This is a genomic window from Amycolatopsis sp. NPDC104863, from assembly GCF_055582965.1.
Genome location: NZ_JBVJOW010000009.1, coordinates 236,437 through 252,140, shown reverse-complemented (window position 1 = coordinate 252,140; position 15,704 = coordinate 236,437). Strand labels below are relative to the sequence as shown.

The following is a 15,704-nucleotide window of genomic DNA, read 5'->3' as shown; positions in this document are numbered from 1 at the left end:
GCGACGCCGGGGTGAAACGCACGATCACGCACGCCGGGTGACCAAGGTCCGGAACACCCGGATACCCGCACCCGAACGGCCGAGTTTCAAATCCGAACGGCGCAAGAACGCCCGAATCCGCGTGATGGAGCCCGGAACTCGCGTGACTGGGCCCGTAACTCGCGTGATTGAAGCCGGAACTCGCGAGTTACGGCTCTGATCACGCGAGTTACGGGTCTGATCACGTGAGTTCCGGCCCGGGTCACGGGCCTGAGTGGACGGCTCGGGTCAGGAGAGTTCGCGCAGAGCCATGGCCAGGCCGGCCAGGTGGTCCGTCGCGTCGGTGAGGGCCTGTTTGGACGTGACCAGGCCATCGCTGGAGGCGGCGACCGTGTGGCTGGCCGCGGCGACCAGGCCGCGGTAGCCCTCGAGGCCGTCGTCGAGCTGTTCGCGGAGCTTGCCGACCGCCGCGTCCAGGGCCGCCTGTTCGCGCGCGGGCGCGGAGTTGCGCCCGCGTTCGATCGCCTGGATGCGGGCCGCCAGGCCGCGCAGGGCCGCGGCGGCTTCGACGGCCGTCTGCCGGGCGTCCGCGACGGACACTTCGGACACCGGCACCGTGCCGACCGAAGACGGCACCGAGAGCTGACGCAGCAGCTCCGTCAGCGAGGCCTCGCACTCGGCGAGCCGTTCCATCGGCTCGCGCGCGGCGGATCCGGCCGCGGGCAGCGGCGGTGGCCCGGCCGGCGCGGCCGGGATCGGGGTGCGCTTCAGTTCACGCAGCTTGAAGCCGGACCGGACGCCGAACGTGCCGAACACGACGGCCCCGGCGAACGCCATGATCGCCTGCGGCATCATCGGGGCGCCGGTGGCGCTCATCCAGCCCAGCCCGGCGGCCACGGTGAGCACGCCGCACAAGATCGTCAGCAGGATCCACAACGTCATCGCGCGCGACGTCCGGCGCTTGCGGCGCTCGAGCTTCGCGGCGGGGTGGTTCCAGCGGTCCCACTTGGCCCGCGCTTCGGCGAACGCCGGCACCTGGCTCGCCATCGACGTCAGCGAGGTCGCCATGTCGGGCCGCCGCACCGGCGGCCGGCGCAGGGGGTTCGGGGGCGGGGCTGCGGGCTTCCCGCCGGCCTGGTCGGCCGGCGGGAAGTACCGCTGCACCTTTTGGAGCTTCTCCTGGGCGCGCACGGCGTAGTCGGGCAGCTTCTCGATGTGCTTCTCCAGCTTCGCACTGAACTCGCTGAAGTCGCGACGCCTGCCCTGCTGCCCCATGCTCGCCCCCTTCGAACTCCGTGGCCCGCGGTCAGGCCGGGTTCTTGCCCTGCTCCGCCTGCACGCGCGCCTGGATCTCACGCTGGATGTCGGCCGAGCTGCTCGCCGGCTTCGCGGCCGCCGCCGCACCGCCGTCGGTCACCTGGGCGACGGAGTCACCGCGCATGGACGCGCGGATCTGCTCCAGCCGCGACTGCCCGGCGAACTGCGTGGTGGAGGCCTGGACCTCCATCATGCGCCCCTGGACCGAGTTCTGGGCGAGCTCCGCCTGCCCCAGCGCCGTGGTGTAGCGCTTCTCGATCTTGTCGCGGACCTCTTCCAGCGACGGCGTGTTGCCCGGCGCGGCCAGCTGGCTCATCTGGTTCAGCGAAGCGGAGACCTGCTCCTGCATCTTCGCCTGCTCCAGCTGCGAGAGCAGCTTCGTGCGCTCGGCCAGCTTCTGCTGCAGCATCTGCGAGTTGCGCTCCACGGCCTTCTTGGCCTGGGCCGCCGCCTGCAGCGACTGGTCGTGCAGCGTCTTGAGGTCCTCGATGTTCTGCTCGGCCGTGACGAGCTGCGTCGCGAAGCTCTCCGCGGCGGTCTCGAACTCGGTCGCCTTCTGCTCGTCACCCTTCGCGCGCGCCTCGTCCGCGAGGACGAGCGCCTGCCGGGTGGACGCCTGCAGCTTTTCGACGTCGCCGAGCTGCCGGTTGAGCTTCATCTCCAGCTGGCGCTGGTTGCCGATCACGGAGGCGGCCTGCTGCGTCAGCGCCTGGTGGTTGCGCTGTGCCTCCTCGATGGCCTGCTGGATCTGCACCTTGGGGTCGGCGTGCTCGTCGATCTTCGACGAGAACGACGCCATCAGGTACTTCCAGAACTTCACGAACGGGTTGGCCATCTCCTCCGCCTGCCTTCTTGCGTCCCACGGGCCTTGAGTAGTCCTCGGGGTGGGGCGTCACTCCCCTGCACTAGCAACGCACCGACCCCGGCGTCGGGTTCCATCGTGTCAGGTCGGCCACGTCCATTCCAGGCGACCCCGGGGGATTTCAGGGTTCGCCCCCTGATCACCCCGGTAGGTAACGCGCCCGGCCCCGGACGGGTTGCCCGGGGTGGGGAGTGGAAATCCGGCGGAAAACGGGCCGTGGGCTGCCGGAGGATGCCCCGGACCAGGTCTGGCGGCCTCGCGGCAGGCTCGCCGGGCGGCGCCACGAGCGCCCGCCTGGCCCCGGACCGGCCAAAACCGCCCCTGGCCCGCGCGAACGGGCAGCGGACGGGTTGCCCGGGGTAGGACGCGGAAATCCGGCGGAAAATCGGCCGTGGGCTGCCGGACGACGCCCGCGGAAGGCGCCGGGCCAGGTCGAGCGGCCGAAATCCTCCCGGCAGGCTCGCCGGGCGGCGCCACGAGCGCCCGCCTGGCACTGGACCGGCCAAAACCGCTCCTGGCCCACGCGAACGGAGCGGCGGGCGGGTTGCCCGAGGCCTGCCGGAGGATGCCCGGGACCAGGCCGGGCGGCCGAATCGGGCGCTCCGGAAAGCCGCCACGACGGCCCCACCAGCACCCGCCCGGCCGAAACCGCCCTGCGCGACACGCCCGGCCCCCGGGTGGGTTGGCGAGGCCGGCGCGTGGAAATCCGGCGAAAACGGGCTGCGGTCTGCCGAGGTGACGCCCCGGACCAGGCCGCGCAGCCGAAAGCCGTCGCAGCGGCCCACGAGCACCCACCCGCCCCCGGACCCGCCGAACCCACCCTCGGCGCCTCACCGAACCCACGCGAAACGGCCCCGGGCACACTGCCCGAGGCCGTCCGTCGTGTCCGATTCGTGACTATGCGGCGATCGTCGAGGCCAGCTTCGGCTGGCCGATCGTCGTGCGCAGGGTGGTGTTCATCCGCGGCGGCGGGGACACCCGCAGGTCGGCGAGGTCGTTGCCGATCAGCTCCGACATCAGGCGGCCGCCTTCGATGCCCGCCGCGGAGGCCTTGGCGCCGCGCTCGGGCACCTTCTCCCGGGGCGCGCCCTCCACGATCCGCTCGTCGACCGGTGCGACCTCGACGTTGTCGAGGGCCGAAACGTCCGCCGCCACCTTGTGCAGCAGTTCGCCGAGCGGAAGGTCCAGGGCCTGGCAGATGGACGCGAGCAGCTCGCTCGACGCCTCCTTCTGGCCCCGTTCCACCTCCGAGAGGTAGCCGAGGCTGACCCTGGCGGCGCGGGAGATGTCGCGCAGCGTACGACGCTGGTTGGTGCGGGCATGACGGAGCCGATCACCGATCGCCTCACGCAACAGCACGGTCATCACGCGCCTCCCTTCCGTACAAGTACCCCCTACGTTACCCAGAGCGGCCCCCCGGGCGCAGGAGTTGGTGACCCCGTACGCCAAGGGCGAACGCCCGGTTCACGCCAGATGTTCCCCGAGCAGGGCAAACGCCGCCTGGACCGATCGGGTCCTGATCAAGTCGCGATCACCGCTCGAGGCCAGCGTACGGACTGTGCGTGTTCCCGGCCCCGCGATACCGATGTGCACCGTGCCCGGCCCGACGCCGTCCTGGGGCGACGGCCCGGCCACGCCGGTGAGCCCGAGGCCCCACGTCGCGCCGCAGCGGTCGCGGGCGCCCTCGGCGAGCTGGGCCGCCACTTCGGGGTGCACGGCGCCGTGTTCGGCGAGCAGCTCGGGGTCCACCCCGGCCAGCCGCGTCTTCAGCTCGGTGGCGTAGACCACCAGGCCGCCGCGCAGCGCCGCGCTCGCCCCCGGCACCTGGGCCAGGGTGGCGCAGACCAGCCCCGCGGTCAGCGACTCGGCGGCGGCGACCGTCTCCCCGCGCGCGACCAGGGCCTTGACCAGCGCCGCGGCCTGCTCGTCGGCCACCGCTCAGCTCCCGGTGACCCGGCGGCCGGCCGCCCGCAGCCGCAGTGCCCGGACCAGGTAGTCGACGCCGGTGACGACGGTCAGCACCAGCGCGAGACCCATCAGCGCCCAGCGGACCGGGTCGGCCCCGGCGGGCAGCGGCAGCAGGTAGGCGGTGATCGCGGCGATCTGGGCCATCGTCTTGGCCTTGCCGCCGCGGCTGGCCGGGATCACGCCGTGGCGGATCACCCAGAACCGCAGCAGCGTGACGCCGATCTCGCGGACCGCGATCACGATCGTGACCCACCAGCCGAGCATGCCGAGGATGCTCAGGCCCACCAGCGCGGCGCCGGTGAGCGCCTTGTCCGCGATCGGGTCGGCGATCTTGCCGAAGTCGGTGATCAGGCCGTACTTGCGGGCCACCCAGCCGTCGAGCTGGTCGGTGGCGGAGGCGACGGCGAACAGCCCGGTGGCGATCGCGCGCCAGGTGGTGTCGACGCCGTCGCCGGTGAACAGCGCGACGACGAACAGCGGCACCAGCACCAGGCGCGAGAGCGTCAGGAGATTCGCGATGTTCAGGGTCGGGACCGGGGTCGGCTCGGGGACCTGGGCGGGCGCCGGGGCGTCCGGGCTCAGGCCCTCGTCGGCGGCGTCGCTGGGGAGCGCACTCACCGGTCGGCGTCCGGCACCGCGCGGACGACCAGGTCGACACCCGCCGAGTCGACGACCTCGCAGCGCAGGAAGTCGCCCACTTCGGTCTTGTCCGGCGCGTCGAGGATGACGCACTCGCCGTCGACCTCGGGGGCCTGGTGCGCGGCGCGGCCGGTGAGCTCGCCGTCGTCGTCCAGCTCGACGAGCACGTCGACGAAGGTGCCGACGCGGTCCTCGGCGCGCTGCGCGGTCAGCTCCTCGACCAGCGCGGAGATCCGCGTGACGCGCCGGGCGACCTCTTCGGGGTCGAGCTTGCCGTCGAAGGTCTCGGCCTCGGTGCCGTCCTCGTCGGAGTAGCCGAAGACGCCGACCGCGTCGAGGCGCGCGCCGGTCAGGAAGCGTTCCAGCTCGCTCAGGTCGTGCTCGGTCTCGCCGGGGAACCCGACGATCACGTTGGTGCGGATGCCGGCCTCGGGCGCGTACTCGCGGATCTGCTCGGTCAGCGCGAGGAACGAGTCGGTCGAGCCGAACCGGCGCATCCGGCGCAGCACCTGCTCGCTGGAGTGCTGGAACGACAGGTCGAAGTACTCGGCGACCCCCGGCGTGGTCGCGATGGCCTTGACCAGCTGCGGGCGCGTCTCGGCCGGCTGCAGGTAGGAGACGCGGACGCGCTCGATGCCGTCGATCTCGGCCAGCCGCGGCAGCAGCCGCTCGAGCGCGGTGGCGCCGTCGCGGCCGAAGTCCTTGCCGTAGGACGTCGAGTTCTCGCTGACCAGGAACAGCTCCTTGACGCCGTGCTCGGCCAGCCACATCGCCTCGGCGACGATCTCGTCCGGCTGCCGGGACACGAACGAGCCGCGGAACGACGGGATGGCGCAGAACGAGCAGCGCCGGTCGCAGCCGGAGGCGATCTTCAGCGCGGCCACCGGCGAGTCGTCCAGGCGCGTGCGCAGCACCCGCGGGCCCCAGCCGTGCTGCGCGTGGCCGGGCACCTCGACGGTCTCGGCCGCGGCGGGCCGCTGCACCGGGCTGATCGGCAGCAGCTTGCGGCGGTCGCCCGGCGTGTGCGACTCGACCTTGCGCCCGGCGACGACGTCGTCGAGGCGGTCGGAGAGGGCGGCGTAGTGGTCGAAGCCGAGGACGGCGTCCGCCTCGGGCAGGCTGTCGGCCAGCTCGTGGCCGTACCGCTCGGCCATGCAGCCGACGGCGACGACCTTCTTGCCGGTGTCGGAGGCCGCCAGCAGCGTGTCGACCGAGTCCTTCTTGGCCGACTCGACGAAGCCGCAGGTGTTGACCACCACGACGTCGGAGTCCTCGGGATCGGCCGCCAGCTCCCAGCCGCCGGCCGCCAGCCGGCCCGCCAGCTCCTCCGAGTCGACCTCGTTGCGGGCGCAGCCCAGGGTCAGCAGGGAGACGCGTCGGGTGGCACTGGGATCCGTGGTGGGAGAAGGCACGACGTTCAGGGTAGCCGCCGGGTCCCGGCGCGCCGACGACGGCGTAGCCCGGTCGTGTCGGCGCGGCCGCCGGGCGATGTGGCAGTGTTGACGATCGTGCCGTCCGACTCGCCCCGCCCGACCGTCCGCCGCGCGCGGATCGCCGACGTCCGCAAGATCAAGGACCTCGTCGACTCGGACGCGGGCCGCGTCCTGCTGGAGAAGGACCTGGTCACGCTGTACGAGGCGGTCCAGGAGTTCTGGGTGGCCGAGACCGCGGGCGAGGTCGTCGGCGCGGCCGCGCTGCACGTGCTCTGGGAGGACATCGCCGAGCTGCGCACGGTCGTGGTCGACAAGGCCGCCCGCGGCCAGGGGATCGGCCGGGTGCTGGTGGGCCGGCTGGTCGACGAGGCGCGTGAGCTCGGTCTCCGGCGGCTGTTCGTGCTGACCTTCGAGACCAGCTTCTTCGCCGGCCACGGCTTCGTGGAGATCGACGGCGCCCCGGTGTCGCACGAGGTCTTCGAGGAGATGCGGCGCTCGCACGACACCGGCGTCGCCGAGTTCCTCGACCTGCCCTACGTCAAGCCCAACACCCTGGGCAATTCACGCATGCTGCTCGAACTCTGAGGGAAATTTTCCGAACAACCTTCTTTCGGGCGGTGACGAGCGCCACCCGAGGCCCGAAGCTGATCAGGCAATCGTCCACCTGATCGGCGAGGGAACACACGATGCGCACGACACTGCGGAACCTGGGGGCCACCTTGACGGTGGCCGTTTCTGTCGGCGCGGGCGCCCTGCTGGGCACCGGCACCGCCGCGGCCGTCGACATTCCGACGGTCACCGACCAGTACCTCTTCTCCACCTCCCTGTCCGGCTTCGAGTCGATCCGGAACCAGGCGCCCTACAACGGCCAGCTCGACTGGTCGTCGGACGGCTGCTCCTGGTCGCCGGACACGCCGTTCGGCTGGCAGTTCCTGCCCGGCTGCCACCGGCACGACTTCGGCTACCGCAACTACAAGACGCAGGGCCGGTTCAGCGAGGCGAACCGGCTGAAGATCGACGACAACCTGTACTCCGACCTGAAGAGCGTCTGCGGGTCCAACGTGGCGTGCAAGGGCGCGGCCTGGACGTACTACCAGGCGGTCCGCAAGTTCGGCGGCTGAGTCCTCCCCTGGCCCGGGCCGGCGCGGTCCGGGCCAGGATGGGGGCATGGAGATCGATCACCTGCTCAGCACGACCCGCGCGGTGCGCCGCAAGCTCGACCTCGACCGGCCCGTCGAGCCCGAGGTCCTCGAGGCGTGCCTCAACCTGGCCCTGCAGGCCCCGACCCCCGGCAACGTCCAGGCGTGGCGCTGGCTGGTGGTGCGCGACCAGGGTGTCAAGAACCGGCTGGGCGTGCTCTTCCGCGAGGTCGGCGAGGCGTACCTGGCCGAGCGAGCGGGTGAGGGCGAGTCCCGGGCGCTGGCGTCCGGGCGGCACCTGGTCGACGTGATCGAGCGGGTGCCGGTGTTCGTGATCCCGTGCCTGAAGGGGCGGCCGGCCGGGGAGAACGCGGTGGACGCGGCCTTCTACGGCGGCATCTTCCCGGCGGTCTGGAACTTCCAGCTGGCGCTGCGTTCGCGCGGCCTGGGCTCGACGCTCACGACGTATCACCTCTCCCGCGAGGCCGAGGCGGCCGAGATCCTCGGGGTGCCCGAGGGGTACACGCAGGCCGGGCTGCTGCCGGTGGCGTACACGACGGTGCCCGACTTCAAGCCGGCCCCGCGGGTCCCGCTGGCGGAGGTGGCCTACCTCGACCATTGGGGCACGCCGCTCAGCTGATCCGGACGGTCGCCTCTCCGCCGTCTTCGCTGACCGAGACCAGCTCGACGTGGCTGGCGGCGAAGGTGGTGGCCTGGGGGCCGGTGCGCGGCCCGCTGTGCAGCTCGGCCGTGGTGCTCTCGCCGCGGCCGGGCTCGCTGAGCAGGAAGGCCAGGGTGGCCTCGCCCTGCCAGACGCAGGTCATGTTCGGCCGGCACCGCGAGTCGCTGACGACGCGCGTGTACCGGATGCTCAGGTCCTTGCCCTGCACGGCGGCCTCCTGGCCGAGGCGCAGGGTGACGTCCCCGGCGGGAGCGGTGCTCACGGTCGACGACGCCGGCGGCCGGCCGGGCAGGGCCGGAGCCTGCCCGGAGGCGACGGCGCTCCCGGCGCCGGCCGCCACGACGGCGAAGGCGAACAGTCCGGCTGCGATGCGCTGCAGGTCCATGTGCTCAGGACGGAACGGGCCCGGGGGCGGGTTGCACTACTCGTCGTCCGGATCCGCGGGCACGGGGTCGCCGCCGCGGATCATGAACAGGACCGACTCCAGCTCCTCCGGCTTGATCAGCACGTCGCGGGCCTTCGAGCCCTCCGACGGGCCCACGATCCCCCGGCTTTCCAGCAGGTCCATCAGCCGCCCGGCCTTGGCGAAGCCGACCCGGAGCTTGCGCTGCAGCATCGACGTCGAGCCGAACTGGGACGTCACGATCAGCTCCGCCGCCTGCAGCAGCACGTCCAGGTCGTCCCCGATGTCCGGGTCGATCTCCTTCTTCTCGCCGGCCTTCTGCGCCGTGACGCCGTCCTGGTAGTCCGGCTGCGCCTGCTCCTTGGCGTAGTTGACGACCGAGGAGATCTCCTCGTCGCCGACGAACGCGCCCTGGATGCGGACCGGCTTGCCGGCGCCCATCGGCAGGTAGAGCGCGTCGCCCATGCCGATCAGCTTCTCCGCGCCCGGCTGGTCGAGGATGACCCGCGAGTCCGTCAGCGACGAAGTCGCGAACGCCAGCCGCGAGGGCACGTTGGTCTTGATCAGGCCGGTGACGACATCGACCGACGGCCGCTGCGTCGCCAGGACCAGGTGGATGCCGGCCGCGCGGGCCTTCTGGGTGATGCGGACGATCGCGTCTTCGACGTCGCGCGGGGCGGTCATCATCAGGTCGGCGAGCTCGTCGACGATCGCCATGATGTACGGGTACGGCCGGTACTCGCGCTCGGACCCCGGCGGCGCGGTGATCTCGCCGGACTTGACCTTCTTGTTGTAGTCGTCGATGTGCCGGACCTTGTTGACCTGCATGTCCTGGTAGCGCTGCTCCATCTCCTCCACCAGCCAGGCCAGCGCGGCGGCGGCCTTCTTCGGCTGGGTGATGATGGGCGTGATCAGGTGCGGGATGCCCTCGTAGGGCGTCAGCTCGACCATCTTCGGGTCGATCAGGATCATCCGGCACTCGTCCGGCGTCGCCCGCGCGAGCAGCGACACCAGCATCGAGTTGACGAAGCTCGACTTACCGGAACCGGTGGAGCCGGCGACCAGGAGGTGGGGCATCTTCGTCAGGTTCGCGGTGACGAAGTGGCCCTCGATGTCCTTGCCGAGGCCGATCACCATCGGGTGGTTGTCCTTGACCGTGGACGGCGCCCGCAGGACGTCACCCAGGCGGACCATCTCGCGGTCGGAGTTCGGCACCTCGATGCCGACCGCGGACTTGCCGGGGATCGGCGCCAGCAGCCGGACGTTGTCGGTCGCGACGGCGTAGGCGATGTTCTTGGTCAGCGCGGTGATCTTCTCGACCTTCACGCCCGGGCCGAGCTCGACCTCGTAGCGGGTGACTGTGGGGCCGCGGGTGAAGCCGGTGACCTGGGCGTCGATGCTGAACTGCTCCAGCACGCCGGTGATCGCCTCGATCATGGCGTCGTTGGCCTTGCTGCGGGACTTCGGCGCGTCGCCGAGCTTCAGCAGGTCGGGCGGCGGGAGCTGGTAGTCGCCCTCGACGGTCCGCGTGACGGCCAGCGGCGGTTCCGGAGCCTTCTTCGGCTTCTTCTCGGGCACCTCGACCGGCTTGGGCGCGGCCTTCGGCGGCTTGATCGGCGTCGGCGCCTCGGCCAGCATCGCGTCGATGTCCAGCTGCTCGGGGTTGGCGTCGGCGGCCTGCCGGCGGCGCGACGGCTTGCGCAGCCGCGCGGACTTCGGGTCGGCCTCGGTGACCGCGTCCTCGTCAGTGGCGAAACCGGACTTCGGGTCGGCCTCGGCGATCTCGTCCTCGTCGAGGCCCCAGTTGCGCAGGCGGTGCGGGATCTCGCGCACCGGCGTCCCGGTGAAGACGAGCACACCGAAGGCCAGGGCGAGGATCAGGATCGGCACCGCGACCCAGGTGGTGACGCCCATGGTCAGCAGCCCGCCGGAGAAGGCGCCGATGATGCCGCCGGCGTACATCCGGCCGTCGTTGGTGGCCGGGAGCGCGGTGAAGATGTGCAGCATCCCGAGCACGGACAGCACGACCATGATCGTGCCGATCACCATCCGCGGGCGTGTTTCGGGATGCGGTTCGGACCGCATGAGCGCAACGGCGACGACGACCAGCACCAGAGGAAGGGTCACGGCTCCGGCGCCGAGCACGGTCCGGGTCGCGATCTCGACCCCGGCGCCGATCGGGCCGGCCGCCCGCCACCAGACCCCGACGGCTGCCACGATGGCCAGCGCCATCAGCCCGAGTGCGAGACCGTCGCGGCGGTGTTCGGGTTCGAGCTCCCGGGTGCGGCCGACCGTCCTGGCCAGCGTGCCGATGCCTTTGGCCAGCAGGTTCCAGGTTCCCCGGACCCCTTTGCCGAAGATCCCGGGCGTCTTGCGGCGCGCGCGGGGGGCCGGCTTGCGGGTTGCGGAGGTACGTGGCTTCGCGGGTGTACGCGGCTTACGCGCCGCTGCCCCCTTCGCGCCGCTTCCCGTGCTTCGCTTCCTTGTCGCCGACCCAGCCATGCCTTCAACGGTAACCGGCCGTTGCCTTTCGTCCCATGCGCCACTCTCAGCGCAGGGTGAACTTCTGCCTCACGGCGGGGGGTGAGCGGCCATCCGGGTGAAGGGGTGGGGGGTGCGAAAGGGCCGTTCGCGCCGGTGGGGGTGCGAACGGGCCGGTTGCGCCCGCCGGGCTGCGCGAAAGGGCCACTCGCGCCCGCCGGGGCCTCGCGAACGGGCCGCTCGCACCTGCCGGACCGCGCGAAAGGGCCAGTCGCGGCGCAGCCAGAGCACGAACGGGCCACTCGCACCCGCAGGGGCTGCGCGAACGAGGCCAGTCGTACCGGCCAGGCCGCACGGACGGGCCGCTCGCGCCTGCTGGGCTGCGCGAAAGGGCCACTCGCGCCCGCCGGGGCCTCGCGAAGGGGCCATTCGCGCCGGCCAGACCGCACGAAAGGGCCACTCGCACTCGCCGAGCCGCACGAAAGGGCCACTCGCACCGCCCCTCAGAGCGCGAACGGGCCACTCGCGCCCGCCAGCAGAGCGCGAAAGGGCCACCCGCGCCGCAGCCGGAGCGCGAAGGGGCCATTCGCGCCCGCCGGACCGCACGAACGGGCCACTCGCACCGCCCCTCAGAGCGCGAACGGGCCACTCGCGCCCGCCAGCAGAGCGCGAAAGGGCCACCCGCGCCGCAGCCGGAGCGCGAAGGGGCCACTCGCGCCCGCCGAGCCGCGCGAAGGGGCCAGTCGCGCCGCAGCCGGAGCACGAAAGGGCCACTCGCGCCCCCCCGCACCGCACGAAAGGGCCACTCGCGCTCCGCCCCGTCCCGCGCAAACCGCCCACCCACCCCCACCAACCAGTGCACATCCGGGTGAAATCGGCGTCTGCCAAACTCTGCGCATGTTCGCGCTGCGCACCGACGACTCGTCCCGCCGTGCCCCGGCCATCTGGCGGACCATGCTGAACATCGACCGGGGGCTGGTGAACCTCGTCGGGCGGCTCACCGTCAGCGGGCGGATCCCCGCCCAGCTGCGGGGCAAGCCGCTGCTGATGGCTGCGAACCACATCGGCGTTTTCGATGCCTTCGTGCTGATGGCCGCCTGCAAGCGGATCGGGATCAACCCGCGGTTCATGCTGGCCGGCGGCATCCTGGACGCCCCCGTCATCGGGCCGGCGCTGCGGGTCAGCGGCCACCTGCGGGTCGACCGGAAGCAGGCGAGCACCGCCGTCGGGCAGTTCGCCGAGGCCGTCGAGGCGCTCAAGACCACTCGGGAGCCGCTCATCGTCTACCCCGAGGGCCGGATCAGCCACGACCCGGGCCTGTGGCCGGAGCGCGGCAAGACCGGCGCCGCCCGGCTCGCGCTGGCCGCGGACGTGCCGGTGATCCCCATCAGCCAGTGGGGCGCGCACGAGGCCGTCTACTGGGGCACCGAGACCGTCAACGGCCCGGCCGACCTGGTCCCGCTGGCCCGCTCCGGGCTCAGCGCCCCCCTGCGCCGGCCGAAGTTCCGCGTCCACTTCGGCGATCCCGTCGACCTCTCGGACGTCGAGCCGGCGCGGCCCGGCGCCGGGGTGCGCGCGCACGCGAAGATCATGCAGGCGATCGCCGACGGCCTGGTCCCGCTGCGCGCCGGCGAGTTCGACCGTCCGCGCTTCCACGACCCCACGCGGCCGACCGACACCGTCAGCCCGTGGAAGCCGCAGCGGCCGCCGTCCGGATCCTGAGACACCCTCTTCAAGCCCCTAGAGTCGGCGGACGTGAGCACACGGATACTCGTCGTCTACTACAGCTCGACCGGGAACACCGCCGCCCTCGCCGAGGCACTCGCCGCCGGCGCGCGGGAGGCCGGGGCCGACGTGCGGGTGCGGACCGTGCCGGAGACCGTGCCCGCCGAGGCGATCGCGCAGAACCCGCGGTGGCAGGCCTGGATCGACTCGGGCCCGCACCACGCCCTGGCCACGCTCGACGACCTCGTCTGGGCCGACGGCCTCGCCGTCGGCAGCCCGACCCGGTTCGGCGGCCCGGCCGCCCAGCTGAAGTCCTTTTTGGACAGCACAGGTGGCCTGTGGGCGAAGGGAAAGCTGGCCGACAAGGTCGCGACGTCGTTCACGACGGCGTCCACCCGCCACGGCGGCCTGGAGTCGACGCTGCTGGCGATCAACAACGTCTTCTACCACTGGGGCGCGATCGTCGTCCCGCTCGGCTACACCGACCCGCACCTGATGGAGTCCGGCAACCCGTACGGCGGCTCGTTCGTCTCCCGCAAGTCCGCCGCGCCGGACGAGCTCGCCCTCGGCGCGCTGCGGGTCCAGGGGCGCCGGCTCGCGACGATCACCACGCACGTCGCGACCGGGCTGAAGCAGGCGGAATAACCGGAAAAAGCGTTTCGGCAGTGACGTCGCGGGCCCTAGAGTCGCGACGGTGACCACCGAGCTCCCCGTCCTCGCGCCACCCCGGGTCGCCCACCGCGGCCGCGGGACCACGCTCGTCCTGCTCGCGGCGCTGTTCTTCAGCACGTCGGGCACGCTGGGCAAGTCCGCGATGTCCGCCGGGTTCACCCCGGAACAGGTGGCCGCGATGCGGATCGGCCTGGCCGGCGTCGTCCTGCTCGCCGGCGTGGCACTGGTCGCGCCGCGGAAGCTGCGGGTGCGCCGGGCCGAGCTGCCGGTCCTGGCCGGCTACGGCCTGCTCGGCGTCGCCGGGGTGCAGCTGCTCTACTTCGTCGCCGCGGGCCGGATCCCGGTCGGCATCGCGATCCTGCTGGAGTTCATCTCGCCGGTGCTCATCGCGCTGTGGGTGCGGTTCGTGCGGCGGCACCGGCTGCCCCGCTCGGTCTGGGGCGGCATCGCGCTGGCCATGGTGGGCCTGTCGCTGGTCGCGCAGGTCTGGCAGGGCGTGACGCTGAACGGCGTCGGGCTGCTCGCGGGCCTCGGCGCAGCCGTGTGCTCGGCCGGGTACTTCCTGCTGGGCGAACGCGCGGTCGCCGACATCGACCCGCTGGGCCTGGTCACCTGGGGCATGGTGATCGGCGCGGTGCTGATCAGCCTCGTCGCGCCGCCGTGGACGTGGCCGGTCGAGCTGCTCGCCGTCGACGTCGAGTTCGGCTCCTGGCAGCCGCCCGTGTGGCTGCTGATGGTCCTGCTGATCCTGGTCGCGACGGTGCTCGCCTACGTCTTCGGGATCTCGTCGCTGCGGCACCTGCCCGCGTCGGTGGCCAGTGTGCTCGGCCTGGTCGAGCCGGTGATCACCACCGTCGCGGCCTGGGCGCTGATCGGCGAGGAGCTGACCTGGGTCCAGCTGCTCGGCTCGGCGATCCTGCTCGGCGGCGCGTACCTGGTGCAGCGCAAGTCGGAGATCCTGACGAGCTGATCTCTTCACGGGGTTGCGCTCGGGTGCGAGAATTCCCCACCGTGACGGCGAAGACCCAGGGCCTCAAGCCCGAGCTCCGGCAGCGGCACGTCCGGATGATCGCCCTCGGCGGCATCATCGGCGCGAGCCTGTTCATCGGCAGCGGCGCGGTGGTCCACACCGTCGGCCCGGCCGCCGTGCTCTCCTACGCGCTCGGCGGGCTGCTCGTGGTGCTCGTCATGCGGATGCTCGGCGAGATGGCGACCGCGGCGCCGTCCTTGGGCTCGTTCATGGAGTACGCGCGCGACTCGCTCGGCGGCTGGGCGGGCTTCACGATCGGCTGGCTGTACTGGTACTTCTGGGTCGGCGTGGTCGCGTTCGAAGCGGTCGCCGGCGCGAAGATCCTGCAGGGCTGGGTTCCCGGTGTGCCGCAATGGGTGTTCTCGCTGGCGCTGATGCTGCTGCTGACGGCGACGAACCTGGCGTCGGCGCGCTCGTTCGGCGAGACGGAGTTCTGGCTGGCCTCGATCAAGGTCGCCACCATCGTCGTGTTCCTGGTGCTGGGCCTGCTGTTCGTGCTCGGGCTCTGGCCGGGCGCGCACTTCTCGGTGGGCAACATCGGGCTCGACGGCTTCGTCCCGAACGGCGGGTTTTCCGTCGTCCACGGCGTGGTGATCGTGATCTTCTCCTATTTCGGCGCGGAGATCGTGACGATCGCCGCGGCCGAGTCGGACCAGCCGGAGACGGCTGTCCGCAAGGCGACGTCGACGATCGTCTGGCGCGTGATCGTGTTCTACGTCGGCTCGGTGGCGCTGCTGGTGATGATCACGCCGTGGCGCGAGGTGCCGAGCGAGACGAGCCCGTTCGCGGCCGCGTTCGGCCGCTTCGGTGTCCCGGCGGCGGCGACGATCGTGTCGGCGGTCGTCCTGACGGCCGCGCTGTCGGTGCTGAACTCCGGGCTGTACACGGCATCCCGGATGCTGTTCGCGTTGCACCGCCACGGCTGGGCGCCGTCCTGGATCGCGGACACGAACCGCCGCGGCGTGCCGTGGAAGGCGATCCTGGTGTCCACTTCGGTCGGTTACGTCGCCGTGGTGATGAGCTACGTCTCCCCCGACAAGATCTTCTACTTCATCATCAACTCGGCGGGCGCGGTGGCGCTGTTCGTGTACGCGATCATCTGCGGCTCGCAGCTGCGGATGCGGCGCAGCCTGGAGGAAACGGCGCCGGAGAAGCTGAAGCTGCGGATGTGGGGCTACCCGTGGCTGAGCTGGCTGACGTTGGCGCTGACGCTCGTCGTGGTCGCCTCGATGCTGTTCGTGGACGCGGACACCCGAGCCCAGCTGTACCTGAGCCTGGTCAGCCTGGCGGTGATCCTGGCCGTCTACGCCGTGCTCCGGCGGCGGTCCCCGCGTGATGCCCGCGGTCCGGCGGGCATCACGCGGGAATGAGCGC

Annotated in this window: 15 protein-coding genes; 7 read left to right on the top strand and 8 right to left on the bottom strand. The window is 71.9% G+C overall.

Translation table 11 applies throughout. The features are described 5' to 3' along the window. Positions 1-267: 267 nt before the first annotated feature. The 6 genes from pspM to rimO form a co-directional block, all read right to left on the bottom strand. Entirely contained in the window at positions 268-1,254 is a 987-nt protein-coding gene (gene pspM, locus ACZ63J_RS39840; protein ID WP_465399303.1) for a phage shock envelope stress response protein PspM, read from the bottom strand. A gap of 31 nt (positions 1,255-1,285) precedes the next feature. Continuing rightward, positions 1,286-2,131 (bottom strand): PspA/IM30 family protein, encoded by an 846-nt coding sequence (locus tag ACZ63J_RS39835; protein WP_465309850.1) that lies wholly within the window; start codon positions 2,129-2,131, stop codon positions 1,286-1,288. 924 nt (positions 2,132-3,055) lie between these two features. Continuing rightward, positions 3,056-3,523: a helix-turn-helix domain-containing protein gene (locus ACZ63J_RS39830; protein ID WP_465309849.1), complete on the bottom strand. Its 468-nt coding sequence runs from the start codon at positions 3,521-3,523 to the stop codon at positions 3,056-3,058. Between the two features lie 99 nt (positions 3,524-3,622). Beyond that, the gene (locus ACZ63J_RS39825) at positions 3,623-4,093 is read right to left on the bottom strand and encodes a CinA family protein (protein WP_465439866.1); all 471 of its coding nucleotides are present in this window, start codon (positions 4,091-4,093) and stop codon (positions 3,623-3,625) included. Between the two features lie 3 nt (positions 4,094-4,096). Continuing rightward, the gene (pgsA, locus tag ACZ63J_RS39820) at positions 4,097-4,744 is read right to left on the bottom strand and encodes a CDP-diacylglycerol--glycerol-3-phosphate 3-phosphatidyltransferase (RefSeq protein ID WP_465309847.1); all 648 of its coding nucleotides are present in this window, start codon (positions 4,742-4,744) and stop codon (positions 4,097-4,099) included. After that, positions 4,741-6,177 (bottom strand): 30S ribosomal protein S12 methylthiotransferase RimO, encoded by a 1,437-nt coding sequence (rimO, locus tag ACZ63J_RS39815; RefSeq protein ID WP_465439864.1) that lies wholly within the window; start codon positions 6,175-6,177, stop codon positions 4,741-4,743. The genes pgsA and rimO overlap by 4 nt, the downstream gene beginning before the upstream one ends. Positions 6,178-6,264: 87 nt before the next feature. Between rimO and ACZ63J_RS39810 the strand changes: the two genes are divergently transcribed. From ACZ63J_RS39810 to ACZ63J_RS39800, 3 genes are all read left to right on the top strand, one after another. Further along, complete coding sequence (locus ACZ63J_RS39810) at positions 6,265-6,783, top strand: amino-acid N-acetyltransferase (RefSeq protein ID WP_465309845.1); 519 nt, start codon at positions 6,265-6,267, stop codon at positions 6,781-6,783. A 101-nt stretch (positions 6,784-6,884) separates the two neighbouring features. After that, entirely contained in the window at positions 6,885-7,319 is a 435-nt protein-coding gene (locus ACZ63J_RS39805) for a phospholipase (protein ID WP_465439862.1), read from the top strand. Between the two features lie 46 nt (positions 7,320-7,365). Continuing rightward, the gene (locus tag ACZ63J_RS39800) at positions 7,366-7,977 is read left to right on the top strand and encodes a nitroreductase family protein (RefSeq protein ID WP_465439860.1); all 612 of its coding nucleotides are present in this window, start codon (positions 7,366-7,368) and stop codon (positions 7,975-7,977) included. Here the strand turns inward: ACZ63J_RS39800 and ACZ63J_RS39795 are convergent. Then, on the bottom strand, positions 7,970-8,404 hold the full coding sequence (locus ACZ63J_RS39795) for a hypothetical protein (protein ID WP_465309842.1): 435 nt from the start codon (positions 8,402-8,404) through the stop codon (positions 7,970-7,972). The two genes, ACZ63J_RS39800 and ACZ63J_RS39795, sit on opposite strands and share 8 nt — an antisense overlap. A 36-nt stretch (positions 8,405-8,440) precedes the next feature. After that, positions 8,441-10,924: a DNA translocase FtsK gene (locus ACZ63J_RS39790; protein ID WP_465399307.1), complete on the bottom strand. Its 2,484-nt coding sequence runs from the start codon at positions 10,922-10,924 to the stop codon at positions 8,441-8,443. An 876-nt stretch (positions 10,925-11,800) separates the two neighbouring features. On the opposite strand from ACZ63J_RS39790, the gene ACZ63J_RS39785 reads away from it, so the two are divergent. The 4 genes from ACZ63J_RS39785 to ACZ63J_RS39770 all read left to right on the top strand — a co-directional run bounded on the left by ACZ63J_RS39785 (position 11,801) and on the right by ACZ63J_RS39770 (position 15,700). Further along, positions 11,801-12,625 (top strand): lysophospholipid acyltransferase family protein, encoded by an 825-nt coding sequence (locus ACZ63J_RS39785; RefSeq protein ID WP_465399308.1) that lies wholly within the window; start codon positions 11,801-11,803, stop codon positions 12,623-12,625. 33 nt (positions 12,626-12,658) lie between these two features. Beyond that, complete coding sequence (wrbA, locus tag ACZ63J_RS39780) at positions 12,659-13,273, top strand: NAD(P)H:quinone oxidoreductase (RefSeq protein WP_465399309.1); 615 nt, start codon at positions 12,659-12,661, stop codon at positions 13,271-13,273. Positions 13,274-13,322: 49 nt separating this feature from the next. Beyond that, positions 13,323-14,270 carry an EamA family transporter gene (locus tag ACZ63J_RS39775; protein WP_465399310.1) on the top strand — a complete coding sequence of 316 codons (948 nt, stop codon included), beginning with the start codon at positions 13,323-13,325 and terminating at the stop codon, positions 14,268-14,270. A 95-nt stretch (positions 14,271-14,365) separates the two neighbouring features. Continuing rightward, positions 14,366-15,700, top strand: coding sequence for an amino acid permease (locus tag ACZ63J_RS39770; RefSeq protein ID WP_465399625.1), 1,335 nt, complete (start codon positions 14,366-14,368; stop codon positions 15,698-15,700). The last annotated feature ends 4 nt before the right edge of the window (positions 15,701-15,704 follow it).